This is a genomic window from Paenibacillus baekrokdamisoli (assembly GCF_003945345.1).
Taxonomy (GTDB): Bacteria; Bacillota; Bacilli; order Paenibacillales; family Paenibacillaceae; genus Paenibacillus_Z; species Paenibacillus_Z baekrokdamisoli.
In genome coordinates this window covers 3,994,417-4,011,284 of sequence record NZ_AP019308.1, presented here as the reverse complement: position 1 = coordinate 4,011,284, position 16,868 = coordinate 3,994,417, and the positions used below count along the sequence as shown (strand labels likewise).

At 45.1% G+C, this 16,868-nt stretch carries 16 protein-coding genes; 14 read left to right on the top strand and 2 right to left on the bottom strand.

Annotated features, from left to right (window positions below):
- Window positions 1-482 precede the first annotated feature (482 nt).
- Window positions 483-1,772 (top strand): homocysteine synthase, encoded by a 1,290-nt coding sequence (locus tag EKN16_RS17820; RefSeq protein ID WP_125660089.1) that lies wholly within the window; start codon window positions 483-485, stop codon window positions 1,770-1,772.
- 112 nt (window positions 1,773-1,884) lie between these two features.
- On the opposite strand, the gene EKN16_RS17815 is transcribed toward EKN16_RS17820, so the two are convergent.
- Window positions 1,885-2,367 carry a GAF domain-containing protein gene (locus EKN16_RS17815; RefSeq protein ID WP_125660086.1) on the bottom strand — a complete coding sequence of 161 codons (483 nt, stop codon included), beginning with the start codon at window positions 2,365-2,367 and terminating at the stop codon, window positions 1,885-1,887.
- Between the two features lie 178 nt (window positions 2,368-2,545).
- Here EKN16_RS17815 and EKN16_RS17810 point away from each other — a divergent pair, with 178 nt between their 5' ends.
- On the top strand, window positions 2,546-3,502 hold the full coding sequence (locus EKN16_RS17810; RefSeq protein ID WP_125660083.1) for a 3'-5' exoribonuclease YhaM family protein: 957 nt from the start codon (window positions 2,546-2,548) through the stop codon (window positions 3,500-3,502).
- Between the two features lie 126 nt (window positions 3,503-3,628).
- On the top strand, window positions 3,629-4,729 hold the full coding sequence (locus tag EKN16_RS17805; RefSeq protein ID WP_125660080.1) for an N-acetylmuramoyl-L-alanine amidase family protein: 1,101 nt from the start codon (window positions 3,629-3,631) through the stop codon (window positions 4,727-4,729).
- Here EKN16_RS17805 and EKN16_RS17800 read toward each other — a convergent pair.
- Window positions 4,726-5,013, bottom strand: a complete 288-nt coding sequence (locus EKN16_RS17800; protein WP_125660077.1) for a hypothetical protein — start codon at window positions 5,011-5,013, stop codon at window positions 4,726-4,728. The genes EKN16_RS17805 and EKN16_RS17800 overlap by 4 nt on opposite strands.
- 129 nt (window positions 5,014-5,142) lie before the next feature.
- Here EKN16_RS17800 and EKN16_RS17795 point away from each other — a divergent pair, with 129 nt between their 5' ends.
- From EKN16_RS17795 to EKN16_RS17745, 11 genes are all read left to right on the top strand, one after another.
- Complete coding sequence (locus EKN16_RS17795) at window positions 5,143-5,397, top strand: hypothetical protein (RefSeq protein WP_125660074.1); 255 nt, start codon at window positions 5,143-5,145, stop codon at window positions 5,395-5,397.
- A 343-nt stretch (window positions 5,398-5,740) separates the two neighbouring features.
- The gene (locus EKN16_RS17790) at window positions 5,741-6,721 is read left to right on the top strand and encodes a CehA/McbA family metallohydrolase domain-containing protein (RefSeq protein WP_125660070.1); all 981 of its coding nucleotides are present in this window, start codon (window positions 5,741-5,743) and stop codon (window positions 6,719-6,721) included.
- Window positions 6,721-7,677: a PHP domain-containing protein gene (locus EKN16_RS17785; protein WP_125660067.1), complete on the top strand. Its 957-nt coding sequence runs from the start codon at window positions 6,721-6,723 to the stop codon at window positions 7,675-7,677. The genes EKN16_RS17790 and EKN16_RS17785 overlap by 1 nt, the downstream gene beginning before the upstream one ends.
- 99 nt (window positions 7,678-7,776) lie before the next feature.
- Window positions 7,777-8,595, top strand: coding sequence for a phosphonoacetaldehyde hydrolase (gene phnX / locus EKN16_RS17780; RefSeq protein WP_331852352.1), 819 nt, complete (start codon window positions 7,777-7,779; stop codon window positions 8,593-8,595).
- A complete protein-coding gene (locus tag EKN16_RS17775; RefSeq protein WP_125660064.1) occupies window positions 8,585-9,937 on the top strand; it encodes an aspartate aminotransferase family protein in 1,353 nt (450 codons plus the stop codon). Before phnX ends, EKN16_RS17775 begins: the two co-directional genes overlap by 11 nt.
- 131 nt (window positions 9,938-10,068) lie before the next feature.
- Window positions 10,069-11,442, top strand: coding sequence for an extracellular solute-binding protein (locus tag EKN16_RS17770; RefSeq protein ID WP_164522855.1), 1,374 nt, complete (start codon window positions 10,069-10,071; stop codon window positions 11,440-11,442).
- Window positions 11,443-11,545: 103 nt separating this feature from the next.
- Window positions 11,546-12,478: a carbohydrate ABC transporter permease gene (locus EKN16_RS17765; RefSeq protein ID WP_125660058.1), complete on the top strand. Its 933-nt coding sequence runs from the start codon at window positions 11,546-11,548 to the stop codon at window positions 12,476-12,478.
- 19 nt (window positions 12,479-12,497) lie between these two features.
- Entirely contained in the window at window positions 12,498-13,328 is an 831-nt protein-coding gene (locus tag EKN16_RS17760; RefSeq protein ID WP_125660055.1) for a carbohydrate ABC transporter permease, read from the top strand.
- On the top strand, window positions 13,325-14,440 hold the full coding sequence (locus EKN16_RS17755; protein WP_125660052.1) for an ABC transporter ATP-binding protein: 1,116 nt from the start codon (window positions 13,325-13,327) through the stop codon (window positions 14,438-14,440). Before EKN16_RS17760 ends, EKN16_RS17755 begins: the two co-directional genes overlap by 4 nt.
- Before the next feature lie 52 nt (window positions 14,441-14,492).
- Window positions 14,493-15,296, top strand: coding sequence for a DeoR/GlpR family DNA-binding transcription regulator (locus EKN16_RS17750; protein ID WP_221226754.1), 804 nt, complete (start codon window positions 14,493-14,495; stop codon window positions 15,294-15,296).
- A 405-nt stretch (window positions 15,297-15,701) separates the two neighbouring features.
- Complete coding sequence (locus tag EKN16_RS17745; RefSeq protein ID WP_125660045.1) at window positions 15,702-16,805, top strand: BMP family lipoprotein; 1,104 nt, start codon at window positions 15,702-15,704, stop codon at window positions 16,803-16,805.
- The last annotated feature ends 63 nt before the right edge of the window (window positions 16,806-16,868 follow it).

The window sequence follows — 16,868 nt, the reverse complement described above, 5'->3', positions numbered from 1 at the left end:
AATGTCCAAACTATATAAGTTGAACTTAAGAAACGAACAATGAGCCGCTGCACAGATGGAATGTTCTTCCGATCGCTGTTGAGACCGGATTTCTTGTTTTGTCCCCTGATAAGGGGGAAATCCGGTCTCAAAGGCGAACGCTGACGCTTCTCCAGAATCATCCATCTGCTCCACTCACTTGTTATATCTCTAGTTCAACATATATAGTCACCATTAAAGCCGTCCCTAGAGCCTGAAGCGCTAGAGGGACGGCTTTAATGTGTTTAGCGCCATCACGTCGGAAGCAAGGTAGATGGTGGCATTTATCACGAATATGTAATGTAGTGGCTGGAAAGTATTGACGGCAGTTGTTCAACATGGTAGTCTAATACCAAGTAAATTAATAGGAATAAATGGTTAAAATTTTAGTTGGCATCTAGTATGAGCAGCAGTAAATTAGCATCCAGCCATTTATTAAAATAACAATGAGAAGAGGAAAGAAAATGAGCGAAGAAAACAATTACGGATTAGAAACATTAGCGGTGCATGCGGGGCAGCAGATCGACCCGACGACTTTATCGCGGGCGGTGCCGATTTATCAAACAACCTCGTATGGCTTCCGCGATAGCGAGCATGCGGCTAATTTATTTGCTTTGAAGGAATTTGGCAATATCTATACGAGGATCATGAATCCGACAACGGATGTTTTTGAACAGCGCATTACTGCGCTTGAAGGCGGGGCAGGGGCACTTGGTGTAGCATCGGGTCAAGCGGCGATTACGATATCCATCCTGAACATTGCCAGTGCAGGTGACGAGATCGTATCCTCCGCTACGTTGTATGGAGGAACTTATAATCTGTTCGCGCACACCTTCGCTAAGCTGGGTATCAAAGTAACCTTCGTTGATTCCAGCAATCCAGAGAACTTCCGCCTTGCGATTACGGATAAAACAAAAGCGATCTACGGTGAAACAATTGGCAATCCAAAAGGCGATGTGCTGGACATTGAAGCCGTTGCGGCAATTGCCCATGAGAATGGGATTCCTCTTATCGTGGATAATACATTCCCAAGTCCTTATCTGCTGCAGCCTATTAAGCATGGTGCGGATATCGTCGTTCATTCAGCGACCAAATTCATCGGCGGACATGGAACCTCGATCGGTGGGGTTATTGTTGACAGCGGCAAATTCGATTGGCAGGCAAGCGGAAAGTTCCCAGGCCTAACAGAGCCGGACCCAAGCTACCACGGAGTTGTCTATACGGAAGCCGTTGGACCAATCGCGTATATTATTAAGGCACGCGTTCAGCTTCTTCGTGACTTGGGTGCGTCGCTATCGCCATTCAACTCCTTCCTGCTGCTGCAAGGATTAGAGACACTGCATCTTCGTTTGGAGCGTCACAGCTCCAATGCGCTTGAGGTTGCTCGTTATCTAGAGAGTCATGAGGATGTTGAGTGGGTAAGCTACCCAGGTCTGCCAAGTCATCCTTCCTTTGAACTGGCGCAAAAATATTTACCTACAGGTCAAGGCGCGATTCTTACCTTTGGTATTAAAGGCGGTGCCGAGGCAGGCAAGAAACTCATTTCGAGTGTGAAGCTGTTCTCTCATCTTGCGAATGTGGGTGATTCCAAGTCGCTCATTATTCATCCGTCCAGTACGACGCATGCTCAGTTGAAGGAAGAGGAGCAGCTTGCAGCTGGAGTAACCCCAGGACTTATCCGTCTATCTGTTGGAACCGAATCGATTCGCGATATTTTGCAAGATTTGGAGCAAGCGATTCAAGCTTCTAAATAAGACATCACGATTTAATTAATAATTGATCATAACGAAGAATCACTCAGTACCCTGCTAACAGCAGCAAGCCCCCAATCCGTTCTGCAATTGAACGGTGTTGGGGGCTTGTTTGTTATCTCCAATATTTCTCCAGAAGTGCTGCAAAACGTTCAAGGTTCTTCTGATCCATTTCACTGAAACGGTTCTTCTGTGGACTATCAATATCAAGCACCCCTAGCAGAACACCGTCTTTCAGCAGAGGGATGACAATCTCGGATTGTGAAGCGGCATCGCAAGCGATATGGCCGGGGAATTCATGGACATCCGGCACGAGAATCGTCTCGCGTTTGGCAGCTGCTGTACCGCATACGCCTCTGCCAAAAGGGATCCGCACGCAAGCGGGAAGTCCCTGGAATGGACCCAGAACAAGCTCTTCCTGATCAACTAGATAAAATCCAACCCAATTGATTCCTTCTAGAAAGTGTGCTAATAAAGCCGAGGCATTGGCGAGATTGGCAATTGCATTCGGCTCATCCTCGATTAACGCCTCTAGCTGCTGCAGAAGGAGGTTCATCTTCTGTTCCGGTGTCCCTTCATATTGCAAAGCTTGAAACATACAAGCACCACCCTTAATATAGTAGATCTACTATATCATTTTTTGAATTCATGATAAACGAGTCGGAGCAATCATGGATAAGCGTTTTGGCATCGAATTGCGGGTTCCAGCAGATTGCATACAACCTGCACCTCGTTTGCCGTGTATAATGGTAGTAATAAGTTTAGGAGGCAATTTCATGACATTGATTAAACAAATGAAGAGTACAGATGAATTTATCGGCTTTTATCTATTGAAGGAACTGGAAGTCAAACAAACCAATAACACGCCTGCCAAGGATTATTTTGATATCGTATTATGCGATTCTAGTGGTCAGCTCTCGGCTAAGCTCTGGGAGGTATCATCAACGGATAAGGAGACTTTCTTTCCTATGGGTCTCGTAAAAGTACAGGGCCTTGTCCAAACCTACCGGGAACGATTGCAGATTAAAATCACCAAAATGCGGCTGGCAACGGTAGAGGACGGGGTCTCTTTGACCGACTTTATCCGCTCCGCGCCTATGAATGCTGAGGATCTCATCCATACGATTAAGAGGGTTATTGCTAGTATCGGTGATCAAGAGATTCAGACACTCGTCACTTATTGCGTGAGCAAAGTAGAAGAGAAGCTTGCGCATTATCCGGCTGCGAAGACACATCACCATGCCTATTTTGCTGGACTAGCTTATCATATGGTTCGGATGCTGGAAATCGGTGAATTTCTATGCAAGCAGCGGCCGTTCCTAAGTGCAGATTTTATAAAAGCGGGCATCATTCTGCATGATATTGCGAAGCCAGAGGAGATGATTGCTGAGCTCGGCATCGTGTCGGATTACAGCATTAAAGGCAAGCTGATCGGCCATATCTCCATGGCGTCGAATTGGATCACGGAAGCTGCTATTCGTTCCAATATCGATTTGGAGTCCGAGAAGGTGCTTGGCTTGCAGCATTTGGTGCTTTCCCACCATAACCTTGGTGAATGGGGAAGTCCGGTTCAGCCGCAGACGGCTGAGGCAGTAGCGCTGCATCATATCGATGCAATGGATGCCAAGCTGCAAATGGTAGAGGATGCGCTGTTAACAACTTCCGAGACGGAAGAGTGGACACCTTACATCAGAGGCTTAGAAAACAAAGCGATTTATCGTATGAAAATATAAGGCAGCAGCGAATGAGTTTGTAAATATATAGGCGAAATACTCATTATGTTTCTATTCACAATTCCGAGTTGCTGATATAATAGAGTCCTATCTTTTCTATCATTGCCTATATGAAGGGGACTCTCAATGAGAATATTCATGAACATGACTGTCGTTTTCTTCCTATTATTTGGCGTTTGTGGAAGCCTAGTAACCAAAGCGGAAGCAGAGGGAAATTATACAGCTAAGGTTGTCAGCAGTTCACTTAATGTTCGAAGCGAGCCTTCACAGCAAGCCTCGATAGCAGGTACATTGAAGCTCGGTGATATCGTTACCGTTTCCGTGGAAGAGAATGGCTGGCTCCAGGTTTCATACAAGAAGATTAACGGCTGGGTAGCTGGCTACTATACGAAGCGGGTAGATGGCAGCCAAACGGTCACGGGTGACGATAAGGAAGTCAAGTCGACAGACGGTAAGAAGAATGGTACAACCAAGCAAGCGAATGTGCTCGCAGACTCACTACGGATCCGGTCCGGAGCTGGCTCTGACTATAAAGTAGTTGGAAGCTTGGTTAAGAGTGAGCAGGTGACCATCTTGAGCAGACGCGACGGTTGGGTCCAAATTCGTACGTCCTCTGGGCAAGTTGGCTGGGTCGATGAACGATACATAGGCAAGGGTACATCCACGGTGAAGTCACAGGTAAAGGGACTTAAAGGTAAAGTCATAGTCATTGACCCTGGTCATGGAGGTAATGATCCTGGAATGATCGGAGTCAAGAAGAAGACTTTGGAGAAGGATCTAACGCTAAGCACGGCACTCTATATTCGTGATGAGCTAAGTAGACGCGGTGCTAAGGTCATTTTGACCCGAACCAAGGATGATCAGAAGCCATCGCTTGAAGAGCGGGTACGAATTAGTGATGCCGCTCATGCTGATGCTTTCGTTAGCGTTCATTATAATTCATCGGAGAAGAAGAACACAGGAACGCTAACCTTTTATTACTCTGAAACAAAGGATCGTCCTCTAGCCCATGCCATTAACAGTCAGCTTGGAAAAGGAATCGGTCTGCGAAGCAACGGCGTATCCTATGGGGATTATCACGTTCTGAGGGAGAATAATACCGTCTCAGCCCTTGTCGAGCTAGGCTTCTTGTCTAACGAGAAGGACGAGAAGATCGTTCGAGAATCCAGCTATCAGAGGAAAGCCGCGGCCGCTATTGTGAAGGGGCTTGAGGATTACTTTAACTAACCTTTTCCCAAATGATGAGAAAATCCGCTTAATCCGATACATCTGAGGCTCATGTGCATGAAATAGAACGAGAGCAGCGAGTGGACTGTCCTCATGGTCAGAAGTGACCGGGGGGCAGTTTTATTTAAATATAAGACAGTATAAGTTTCCTCTATACTTTGCTTATATTTCAGAAGGAAGAAACTTGCTTCGCCGCCAAGGACGGCGTAAGCCGTTTCTTCTTGTTTATCATCATACAGAAAGAAGGCTATCTGCTGCAGTGGATAGTCTTCTTTCTGATTCATGCCAAGCATGAAGTAAAGGATTTATCGTTGAGTGTTTATTACCCAAATAGGCACTTTAAGTAACAATGGATTGTAATCGTACCGTTAAAATCATATACTACAATCAACTCGAAACGAAACGGAGAGCAAATGATGAAGGATAGCTTGTTAGGAAAGTATTGCATTGTTACTATCGGACATGTGGTATCTAAGATTGGTGAAATTAAGAAAGTGAACAATCGGACCATCCATGTGGATTGGGGACATAAGGTTATGATCTATCTGAATAAGGATTTTCGCTGGATTCCGATGACGAAGGAAGAAATTGAACAGCAGTATAAAAAAAGCAAGTTTACTGCGGAAACTCTTAATCGCGCAGCAGAGCTAGGGATAGAAATGAAGTAACTAAGCTGTAAGTCTAACGACCACTTAGGTCGCAGGCTTGCGGCTTTTTTTTGTTGATATAAAATGTTGTTTCTTGTGATACTGATTAGATGGTGTTATCCATTTCCTTCCTGTTAAATGGTTGTTAATACTTTATGTTGAGTTAGTAAATAGAGCGATTTTATTGTCAAAAATTCAGGTATAATGGGGATTTATGCGAAATGGAAAGGATGGAGTGTTAACACAGTATTAAATATTAAAGAATCGCTTGAAATCATATTTTTCACGCAGTATGATGAATACAAACAACATAATACAACTAAAATAAACACAAAACCAATTTCGTGCAAGGGGAGGAATTGACGTGAAGAACAGCATTTATTTGGATGGCAGCAAGCCGACGTACAAGGGCAACCTGCATCTGCATACGGATTGGTCAGATGGACGGCTTCCAGCGGCGAAGGTCGTAGAGGTATTCAAGGAAAAGGGCTATCATTTCATTTCGATAAGCGATCATGAAGTGTTTACGAGAACGGATGAATTTAATTCGGATCATTTTATTACCATTCCAGGAATGGAAAGAGGCGGACTGAACCATGTACCGGATAAAGATCCGGGCTATCATTTCGGTGTTATAGATGATCCTACGGTAGAGCCGGAGCAAGAGAGATTCGGCCACCTGCAGCCGTTTCTGACTCCCATTCCTTGGACAGGGGAGCAATCACCGCAGCTGCTTATCGATGAGATGCGCGCTCACGGCAATTTGGTGGTGTTCAACCATCCAGAGTGGCATTTGACGCGTTTTGACGATATGGTCAACTATCATAACTTCTTCGCTATCGAGATCTATAACCATTCAACAGAATGGTCGACGGCCAGCTCCTACGGCGCGGCTTATTGGGATCATGCTCTGCAAAACGGTAAGCGGGTATTCGGTATCGCAGCAGATGATTCGCATGGACATTATAAGAACTGGAAAATTCCTGAGTACGGCGGAGGCTGGGTACAGGTTCAATCCGAGGCGCTCACACATTATGAGATTGTGAAGAGCTTGAAGGAAGGGAGATTCTACTCCAGTACCGGTCCTGAGATTCATAGCTTGAAGGTCGAGGAGGGTCAGCTCAAGATTGAATGCTCGCCTTGTAAATTCATTATGTTCAAGGCTTTCCCACTGCGTGGACCCTTCCTGGGTAAATTCGATAGCGGCGAGCCTATGACCAGCGCATCTATGCCTATTGACGAGGAAATGACTTATATCCGTGTAGAATGCATCGATTTTGAAGGAAATGTAGCTTGGTCTAATCCGGTGTTTGTTACAGATCTCTTAGAGGAGGCTCAAAAATAATGAAAACAATGATCTATCTGGACGGAAATCAGCGCAAATATAAAGGTAACCTTCATACGCACTCTACGCGAAGCGACGGACATTACGCTCCTGAAGTTGTGATTAACGCTTATAAGGAGAAAGGCTATGCGTTCTTGTGTCTGAGTGATCATGAGATTTATTTCAAATCCAATGCTTACGACGATGAACATTTCATTATGCTGGATGGCTATGAAATGGCCTGTGAAATGAGCTGGAAAGAGACGGGGCAGCAGTATCATATCCACGGTCTTCTCGATCAATCACTAGGTTCGAATTGTGAATTTGAACATGATGAAGTGCATATAATGCCGGATTATGTAGATCTGGAAACCATTCAAAGTTTGATCGACGAAATGCGGATTAAAGGAAACCTGGTCATCATGAACCATCCGGAATGGTCCAGAAACAAGCCGGAGGATCTGTTGAAGCTGCAGGGTTATGGCGCGGTTGAAATCTACAACCATCAGTCGGAGCTTGATGAAGCGGCTGGTTATGGTGTTCATCATTGGGATTACTTGCTCAAGAACGGCCGAAAGGTTTTCGCAGTGGCGACGGATGATGCTCATCGCGGAGAAATGAATATAGCTATCTCCGAGTTCTTCGGTGGATGGATTGCTGTAGAAAGTGAAAAGCTTGAGCAGCAGTCCATTATAGATACCGTGAAGAGCGGCCGCTACTATTCATCGAATGGTCCGGAAATCTATGATCTTCGTGTAGAAGAAGGATTCCTGCGCGTTGCCTGTTCCCCGGTGAAATTTATTAAATTTATTACCCATCCGTTTAATGGGTGCACGCTGTATAACAAGGATGCTTCGCCCATTAGCAGCGGCTCCTACCGAGTGGAAGGTCAAGAACAGTATATCCGCGTGGAATGCATCGATTTTGAAGGAAATAGAGCCTGGTCGAATCCAATATTTCCGGCTGATTTGGAATAGAAGAACGTGAACAGCACCTTAGATGTGAAATTCCGGATATTTCAGATATCGATCAAATAAATGGGCGAGAAATCTTGTCCAAGGCATGTAGGAGGCATCATGGAGATGAAAGTAAGAGGCATTATTATGGATTGGGCAGGAACGGCTGTTGATTATGGATGTATGGCACCGGTTTACGTGTTTTTGGAGATCTTCCGGTCTAAAGGGATCGAACCGACAATGGAGGAAGTTCGTGCTCCGATGGGCGTTTTGAAATGGGATCACATTAAGACCATGCTGCAGATGCCGCGAATCGGCAAGCTGTTCGAGGAAAGGATGGGCCATCCCTTTACCAATGATGATGTGGATGCGATGCATGAAGAGTTTGAACCCAAGCTGCTAGCTATCCTGCATCGGTTTGCTGAGCCAATCAATCATGTGGTTGATACGATCAATCAGCTGCGGGAAGATGGACTGCTGATTGGCGGAACGACTGGCTATAACGATGCCATGATGCGGATTGTTGTGGAGCAGGCAAAGGAGAACGGTTATGCGCCTGATTACTGGCTTACTCCTGATTCAGTGAAGGGTAAAGGGCGGCCGTATCCTTATATGATTTATGCCAATATCATCAGCCTGGATATGGGGATGCCGACACAGGTCATCAAGGTTGGTGATACGGAATCCGATATGCAAGAGGCGAGGAATGCCGGGGTTTGGGCGGTAGGTATTATACGGGGCAGCTCGATGCTCGGATTAACGGAGGCTGAAGTAAATGAGATGGAACCGAATGAGCTGAAGATCCGAATGGAAGCTGCCAAGCTCCAATTCATACGCAGCGGTGCCCACTATGTCATAGAAGATATGTCCCAATTGCCTAACATTATTGAAACCATTAATAACCGCATGAGCGAAGGGGATATGTGCAGTGGAGATTAAATCTTTCCAACGAACGGAAGGGGATGTCAATTTATCTTCGGAACGCGGGCAATGGCAGGAGGCTAACTTAAGTCCAGCAACGATGGAGGTGTTAGAGGAAGATAGCCGTTACTTTCTGCATCAGTCGATGTCTACACCTTGTTTGAATGTCATTACGAATGCCGAAGGCATCTATCTGGAGGATATGGACGGCAATAAATATATGGATTTTCACGGCAATAGTGTTCATCAGGTTGGCTATAAGAATCGTGATGTGGTCGATGCGGTCAAGAAGCAATTGGATGAAATGCCTTTCTTGCCGCGCCGCTATACGAGTCCGATTGTTATTGAGTTAGCCCGGAAGCTCGCGCAGCTTGCTCCCGGGGATCTTAACAAAGTATTGTTTACACCCGGCGGAACAAGTGCCATTGGTCTTGCGATGAAGCTTGTGCGCAAAGCGACGGGGAAGTTCAAGACCGTTTCGACCTGGGATTCCTTCCACGGAGCCAGCTTGGATGCCATTTCTGTAGGTGGTGAGGGGGTGTTTCGCAACGAGATGGGACCGCTGCTGGCTGGAGCCGAGCACATGCTGCCATTCAATTCCTATCGTAGCATCTTAGGCGAAGGTGATGATTCCGGTATGAAAGGTCTCGATTATTTAGCCTACATGCTGGAGCGAGAGGGCGATATCGGTGCGGTTATTATGGAACCGATTCGCAGCACGGATGTACAGATCCCGCCAAAGGCTTATTTCAAACGACTGCGTCAGTTATGCGATCAATTCGGCGTACTGCTCGTACTCGATGAGATTCCTACTGCGTTTGGAAGGACAGGCAAAATGTTCGTGCATGAGCATTATGATATCGTGCCGGATATCGTTGTTATCGGCAAGGGCTTTGGCGGGGGGATATTCCCAATGGCTGGTATTATCGTGCGAGAAGGGTTAGATGTCGCGCAGGATATCTCGCTTGGACATTACACACATGAGAAGAGCTCTGTGGGCAGCGCTGCTGCGCTGGCTACCATTGCTTATATTGAGAACAATGGCTTACTTGAGCATGCTGCGCAAATGGGCGTATTCCTCAAGCAGCGGCTCACTGAAATGATGCATAAGCATGTAATTATCGGTGATGTGCGCGTCATTGGTATGCTGGCTGCGATTGAACTAGTAACCGACCGCCAGACAAAAGAGAAGGCAGTAGAGGCTGCCGAGAAAGTCATGTACCTCTGTATGAAGAGAGGGCTAAGTTTTAAGGTTTCAGGCGGGAATGTATTGACCTTAGTTCCACCGTTAATTACGACGCAGGAGCAGCTGGAGCAGGCATTAAACATGATAGAATTGGCGTTAGAAGAAGTCGTCTAGTAATAAAACAACAAGATCTAACATAAAACAATAACAAAACAAATTATTAACTTGGAATTAATCCCATTTTTACATTTGAGACGTACAATGGTTTTGAGAGACGTGGAGAATTAATGAGGAGGGTTAAAGAAATGAAGAAGGTTACTGTTACTGCTTTGAGTGTGGTCATCGGTGTTGGGTTATTGGCTGGCTGCACGACGAAGAACGAATCAAGTGATCCTGCAGCTGCCGGCAATGCCAGCAACGGCACGAAGCCTAAAGTGGTCACCATTACCGTTCGTGAGAATACTTGGGGAGCACGTAAGGACAACTTTATCGAAGCTCAGAAACGGTTGAATGAAGATCTTAAGGCCAAGAACGTTCAAGTGAACATCGATTGGTGGCCGGGCATTGACGACGATGAATTGGTCCTTCAGGCAACAGCAGGCAAAGTAGCGGATGTCTTCATGAACTCCAGTGTTGATATTGGTTGGGAGCGCGATGGCGGTCTGATCCGTGATATCGACTGGGTAAAGGACTCCAGCGTATTCAAGGGCGTACCTGATTCTTACACAAACATTATGAAATACGATGGCCATTATTATGGGGTCATTCAAGATATGGATGCATCACCGGTATTTATTAGCCGCAAAGCGCTGACGGGCCTTGGCTGGACAGGCGAGCAAATCGACGGCTTGAAGGATCGCGTGGACAAAGGAGATTTTATATTCTCGGATCTAGTTAATCTAGCGGATGATGCGAAGAAGAAGAAGCTCGTAAAAATGGGCTTTGCTGTAGAAGATAAGAGATTCGAAGGTTGGAATTATGCATTTGGCTTCTACAACTATGACGCAGATCAGAACAAAATGGTTCTTTCGCCAAAGGTAAAGGACGTATACGCATTCTGGTCTGACTCTGTAAAACGTGGCGTTATATCGGAAGGAATCGGCGATATTGATACTGACAAAGCGGCACCCATGTTTGTGAAGGGCGAGATCTTCGCTGAATTCGCGCGTACGGAATTCTACCAAATGATGCGTGAAGCAAACGGTATGAAGGATGATATTGAGGGCTATAACAAATGGTTCAAAGACAATGTGGTGTGGATTCCGGTTCCTTCAGCGGAAAAAGGTGGCAAGCCTGCTTCTTACAGTAACCCGGCTATGATATTCGTTGGCTCTAAAGTAGATGATGAGAAAATGCCGTATGTACAGCAATTAATTGAACATGTTATGGATCCTGACCTGCAAATCAATCACACGATTGCTAGCGGTAAGCTACCTGTAACGCCTGCTGCGCAAGAGGATGCACGCTTCAAAGCTATGGACTTCTACAAGGATCACGCTTACCTAGTTTCGTTCACTCGTACGCGTCCGGCTCACCCGGATTACGCCACATTCGTACAAGGCTTTACACTTGGAGTCGATGCGATTCTAACGAAAGGCAAATCATCCGAAGAGGCTTATGAATTGTTCAAAAAAGAAGTGAAACAGAACGTACCTGCCGATCACGTTATTATTCAATAACATAAAAGGAATGAAGCACACAACAGGTGCTCTGATCACAGGTCGGAGCACCTGATCCTTAGGGAGAAAGAAAGTACAGGCAGAAAGAAGGTGAAAGGTGCGCATGGAGAATCCAGCAGTTCAGCAGGTTTATAAGAAACCGTTCAAAAAGAAGCTATACCCGTATCTGTTTATTATGCCGTTCTCTCTTTTAGTGTTTGTGTTCTTCATCCTGCCTGCCATAGCGACGGTAGGTATGGCTTTCACGGATTTGAATGCATCTATGAAGCCCAAATTCATCGGACTGAGCAATTTCACTCGGATCTTTACGGATTATAATCTGCCTCTCATCTTGTGGAACACGGTTATTTTTGCCGTGATATCATTGGCTATCTCGCTGCTCTTCGCACTTATTATATCGATTGCCACCCAATACTTTCTCAAAGGGAAAGTATCAGCTGTTATATACCGAGTATTATGGCTTATTCCTAGCGTTATTCCATCAGTTGTGTATGTAACCTTTTGGAAGTTTATCTTCGACCCGACCGAAGAGGGGTTTCTCAACAACCTCATGCATCGATTCGGAATTGTTTCGGAGCCGGTGTCCTGGTTCACGAAGGGTGCGATGGCCATTGTTATTTTGGCGACAATTGTTTCGACCATTTCCGGAGGCATGATCCTGCTATCGGCTGCAATTAACTCTATCCCTGAAGATTTATATAAAGCGGCTCGTGTGGATGGAGCAAGTGAGAAATCGGTTATTATGCGAATCATTCTGCCTACCTTAAGATGGCCGCTCATGTATATTACCATTTCAGATTTGATTGGCTTCGTGTCCTCTTACTTCTTCATCATGCTGCTTACAAACGGCGGCCCGATGCGGGATACAACAACATTATCCTTATACGCCTTTCAACAAGCCTTCAATTTAAAATATTATGGCTACGGCGCGGCTGTATCCTTGATTGTCGTGGCGATCTCTTTCGTTCTCACCTTGTTGTTTATTCGATTGTTCGACTTCGATCAATTGATTAAACCATCGAGAATCGAAGATTAGTAGAAATGGAGGTGACTTGATGTCGACCAGCACGCTGAAAAAAGCACTCGTTCAAACCTACATGACTTTATTTACACTTCCCATTATCGCTATGGTTGTGTGGTATTTCCTCGCGGCGACAACGAACTTTACGACGGGACAATTCACACTGGAGAATTTCAATTTCGTTAAGGAGCCTGTAACCTATTCCGGGGTCATTCTGCCGATGATTTGGCCGATTGTAATGAATACACTCCTTTATTCGTTATTCATTGTTGTGATCGAGGTAGGCATTTCTGTGCCTACAGCGTACGCCTTCTCAAGATTGGATTTTAAAGGAAAACGGGCTGCGATGAAGTTTCTATTCCTCATGAGATCCTTCCCGGGCATTACGTTAATTATTGCGACCTTCTTCATTCTTGTTCAGATGAATCTCGTTAATACGTATGTCGGTGTGGTGCTGGTCGCTATTACGGGTTCACTTCCTGGACGTGTGTATATCATGAAGGGGTTCTTCGATGAGGTGCCTTGGGATATCGAATGGGCAGCTATGGTTGACGGGTGTACGAGGTTCAGAGCATTCAAGAAAGTGCTAGTTCCTTATGTATTATCTGGAATTGGCGCTATCTCGGTCTTCTCCTTTCTCGGCGCTTACGGAGAGTGGTTTCTGTTCAAGCTGCTCATATTCAATGATGATTTAATGACGCTGGCAGGCTACCTCTCGAAGCTGGTCACCAAGGAAAATCAGATTATCAATTATGGCTTGATTACGGCCTTAGGCTTGTTCTATACGCTGCCCATTATTGTGTTCTATATTTTCACGCAGCGGTTATTCATGAAGGTGAACATGGGAGGGGCTAAGCAGGTATGATTACACTCAAAAATATCGTGAAGGAATATGACGGCAAGCAAGAGGGCAGCAAAGCCGTAGATGGTCTGGATCTGGAAATAAAAAAGGGTGAATTTGTAGCCTTGCTTGGTCCTTCTGGGTGCGGGAAGACAACGACCCTTATGATGCTTGCCGGCTTGCTGAAGCCGACGTCGGGCGAAATATATTTTGGCGATCGACTTGTGAATCATGTAGAGCCAAAGGACCGCAACATCGGAATGGTATTCCAATCCTACGCCCTGTATCCTCATATGTCGGTAAGGGAGAATATCGCATTCCCGCTAAGGGAAAGAAAGATGCCTAAGAAGGAAGCCTATGAGCGAGCGCGTGAAATCAGCAAGGTTGTCCAAATTGATCATCTGCTGGATCGCAGGCCGACTCAATTATCGGGCGGACAGCAGCAGCGAGTGGCGATGGCTCGTGCCTTGGCGAAGAATCCAGAGATTCTCTTGCTCGATGAGCCCATGTCCAATTTGGATGCGCGATTGAAGCTGGACGTGCGCGATGAAATTCGAAAAATACAGCGGAATTTGGGTGTCACGACCATTATCGTGACACATGACCAAGAGGAAGCATTAGCGATCTCGGATCGCGTAGCCATTCTTAATGGCGGTAAAATCCAACAATATGCACCACCCAATGAGCTGTTCACGCAGCCCATTAATCTATTCGTAGCAAGCTTTCTTGGTAATCCGCCGATGAATCTGGTGGATGGCGTTGTAGAAGAGAAATCCGGTAACCAGGTTGTCGTTACCAATGGTTTTGAATACAGCTTGCCAGAGAGCAGGAAGCTGGATCGCGAGCATATCGGCAAACAAGTTCAATTTGGAATTAGGCCGCATGATATTAGCATAACTACTGGGGAGGATCCGCGAGGCATCCGGGTGAAGGTGGATTTGATCGAGCATCTTGGAAGTGGGAAGCTTGTGAAGGCGATTGACTCGGAGGAGAAGCTTGAATCGATGATTCGATTGTTAGCGGATAATGAAACACCGGTTCGCTCAGGGGAGACAATATTTATCCGGTTTCGTGATGATAAATTTCATCTTTTTGATAAAACGGCAGGCGGCCTCAATCTGATGCAATATCGATAAGCGAATACTAGGATTTACCCGGCTTGGTTTGCTATACTTGTTAATATTACGAATGGGGGTGAGCAGGGTGTCACTTGCGGGTGAAGAGAGAAAGAGAAGTATTATGACGCTGCTCAATGAGAAGGGGAAAGTGAATGTAAGCGAGCTATCTCAAATATTCGACGTTTCAACGGAAACGATTCGAAGAGATCTCGATGAGCTTGAAAAAGATAATAAACTAAAAAAAGTATATGGCGGCGCGGTTAAATTCAAAGTGGAAGTGGAGCCCCCGCATTATGAAAGAGAGTTTATCCATGCCGAGGCCAAACGTGTCATTGGAGCGCTTGCTGCAGAATTAATTGAAGATAATGATGTTATTATTATTGATGAGGGAAGTACGGCTCTTCAGATCATTCAGTTTCTGGAGAGTAAACGGAATCTAACGATTCTTACCAGCTCGATTCCATCTTTAATTTCACTTATTGATCATCAGAAGCGTGGATTGTATGACGGTAAAATTATTTTTATCGGCGGGGAAGTGAATGCGAGGCATCTGCGCGTATCGGGTCCGATTGCGGAGAAAATCATGGAAGACTTCTATGTGAACAAATCCTTCCTCTCCGTCGATGGGATCTCATTGGAGAATGGGCTTACCAGCTATGACCTTGATCGAGCTTTATTCACAAGAAAATTAATTCGCAGCTCTGAGACAGCAATCCTACTTGCGGATAGCTCCAAAATCGCGAAACGAACGGTAGCAAAAATTATGGATTTGCCAGATATACATATGATCGTCTCTGAGGAAGGGCCTCCAAGCGGTTGGATTCCATCGCTGAAGGAAATGCAGATCAGGTGGATTAGTCCTGTGTCTGAATAAGTCTTGAATAAGTAAAGCACTGTAAAGGTTAAAAAGCACACCGTGTGGAAAATTCTGCACCTTGTGCTTTTTTTATGCTTCGATGCAAGTAAATAGTAAAACCTAGGCATACTTATGTAGGGATTTAAATTAATATTTTTCCATTTGAGTCATATTCATGTTAGCTGAAGAGGGGGAAGAGAGGGGGCTCAATAATTGAGGTCAGATATATGAACAATCAGCGTGATTAAAGTCGTAAGCTTTCTACGAAACTTGTTTACAAATTCGATATTTACTCGTATATTTGATAGGTATCAAACAAATGATAAAAAGGTCTTTTTACAAATGTTCATCATTTAAGGGATTGGGTTGGTTGTCGAAGAGCTGTACGAAACAAAAAAACATTTTAAAGAGGAGCAGAAAACTATGAAAAAGGGATTATTGACGTTAGCTACTTGTGTGATGGCTTTTTCGTTGGTGGTTGGCTGTGGAAGCAAGTCGAATACAGGTACGACGAATACTGGAGCTGCGAAATCAGACATCAAGGCTGGTATGGTTACAGACGCGGGAACCATTGATGACAAATCATTCAACCAAGGTACATGGGAAGGTGTTCTTCGCGCAGGCAAGGAGTTTGGTTTAGAGACCAAATATCTAAGACCAGCTGGAACAACAGAAGCGGATTACCTCAAAGAAATGGGTAACCTTTACGATGCAGGCTACAAAATTATCTTTGCTCCAGGATTCAAGTTCGAGACAGCGATCTTCGCTGCTCAAACGAAATACAAAGATGCCAAATTTGTTATCATTGACGGCACGCCGCATTCTGCAGAGAAAGGTGCAAAGCCGGATGTAAAAGAAAACAGCGTATCGATCTTCTTCTCGGAGCATGAATCAGGCTTTATCGCTGGTGTTGCTACAGCTCTTCAATTGAAGGAAGCTGAAGCTGGTTTTATCGGCGGTATGGAAATTCCAGCTGTTCAAAAATATAACTGGGGCTTCCAGCAAGGACTTAAATATGCGAATGACAATCTAGGTACTAAGATTTCCCTTAAGAAAGAAAATGATGTATACCAAGGCACTTTTAATGACTCAGCAGCAGGTGGACAATTGGCTGCACAAATGTATGATCGCGGTGTTAACGTTATCTTCACAGCAGCAGGCGGCGTAGGCGTAGGTGCAATTAATGAAGCGAAGACTCGTGCAACTGCTGGTAAAAACGTATGGATTGTTGGTGTAGACGTTGACCAATATGCAGATGGCATATACAAGGACGATAAGTCTATCATTCTAACTTCAGCAATGAAGAAAATCGACCAAGCTTCATTTGATATGGTGAAAGCTCTTAAAGACGGTACTTTCCCAGGTGGTAAAACGTTGACGTTTGACGTGAAGAACGATGGTGTAGGTATCCCTGACAAGAACCCGAACCTGAACGATGAAACAGTTACGAAAGTAAAAGAAATTGTTGCCAAATTGAAAAGCGACGAGATCAAAGTAGCTGCTGAACAAGGTACACTGCTTAAATAGTCGCATTCTTTTAAAGTACCCTTGCAGCGTAGTAGTAGAACATGAACCAACAAATAGTGAAGA

What these genes read in the sequence shown, in the direction of transcription:
- EKN16_RS17765 (WP_125660058.1), top strand. Translation starts at nt 11,546, where the DNA reads ATGGAGAATCCAGCAGTTCAGCAGGTTTATAAGAAACCGTTCAAAAAG.
- EKN16_RS17755 (WP_125660052.1), top strand. Translation starts at nt 13,325, where the DNA reads ATGATTACACTCAAAAATATCGTGAAGGAATATGACGGCAAGCAAGAG.
- EKN16_RS17805 (WP_125660080.1), top strand. Translation starts at nt 3,629, where the DNA reads ATGAGAATATTCATGAACATGACTGTCGTTTTCTTCCTATTATTTGGC.
- EKN16_RS17785 (WP_125660067.1), top strand. Translation starts at nt 6,721, where the DNA reads ATGAAAACAATGATCTATCTGGACGGAAATCAGCGCAAATATAAAGGT.
- EKN16_RS17760 (WP_125660055.1), top strand. Translation starts at nt 12,498, where the DNA reads ATGTCGACCAGCACGCTGAAAAAAGCACTCGTTCAAACCTACATGACT.
- EKN16_RS17745 (WP_125660045.1), top strand. Translation starts at nt 15,702, where the DNA reads ATGAAAAAGGGATTATTGACGTTAGCTACTTGTGTGATGGCTTTTTCG.
- EKN16_RS17795 (WP_125660074.1), top strand. Translation starts at nt 5,143, where the DNA reads ATGATGAAGGATAGCTTGTTAGGAAAGTATTGCATTGTTACTATCGGA.
- EKN16_RS17800 (WP_125660077.1), bottom strand. Translation starts at nt 5,013, where the DNA reads ATGAATCAGAAAGAAGACTATCCACTGCAGCAGATAGCCTTCTTTCTG.
- EKN16_RS17810 (WP_125660083.1), top strand. Translation starts at nt 2,546, where the DNA reads ATGACATTGATTAAACAAATGAAGAGTACAGATGAATTTATCGGCTTT.
- EKN16_RS17770 (WP_164522855.1), top strand. Translation starts at nt 10,069, where the DNA reads ATGAAGAAGGTTACTGTTACTGCTTTGAGTGTGGTCATCGGTGTTGGG.
- EKN16_RS17820 (WP_125660089.1), top strand. Translation starts at nt 483, where the DNA reads ATGAGCGAAGAAAACAATTACGGATTAGAAACATTAGCGGTGCATGCG.
- EKN16_RS17750 (WP_221226754.1), top strand. Translation starts at nt 14,493, where the DNA reads ATGGGGGTGAGCAGGGTGTCACTTGCGGGTGAAGAGAGAAAGAGAAGT.
- EKN16_RS17815 (WP_125660086.1), bottom strand. Translation starts at nt 2,367, where the DNA reads ATGTTTCAAGCTTTGCAATATGAAGGGACACCGGAACAGAAGATGAAC.
- phnX (WP_331852352.1), top strand. Translation starts at nt 7,777, where the DNA reads ATGGAGATGAAAGTAAGAGGCATTATTATGGATTGGGCAGGAACGGCT.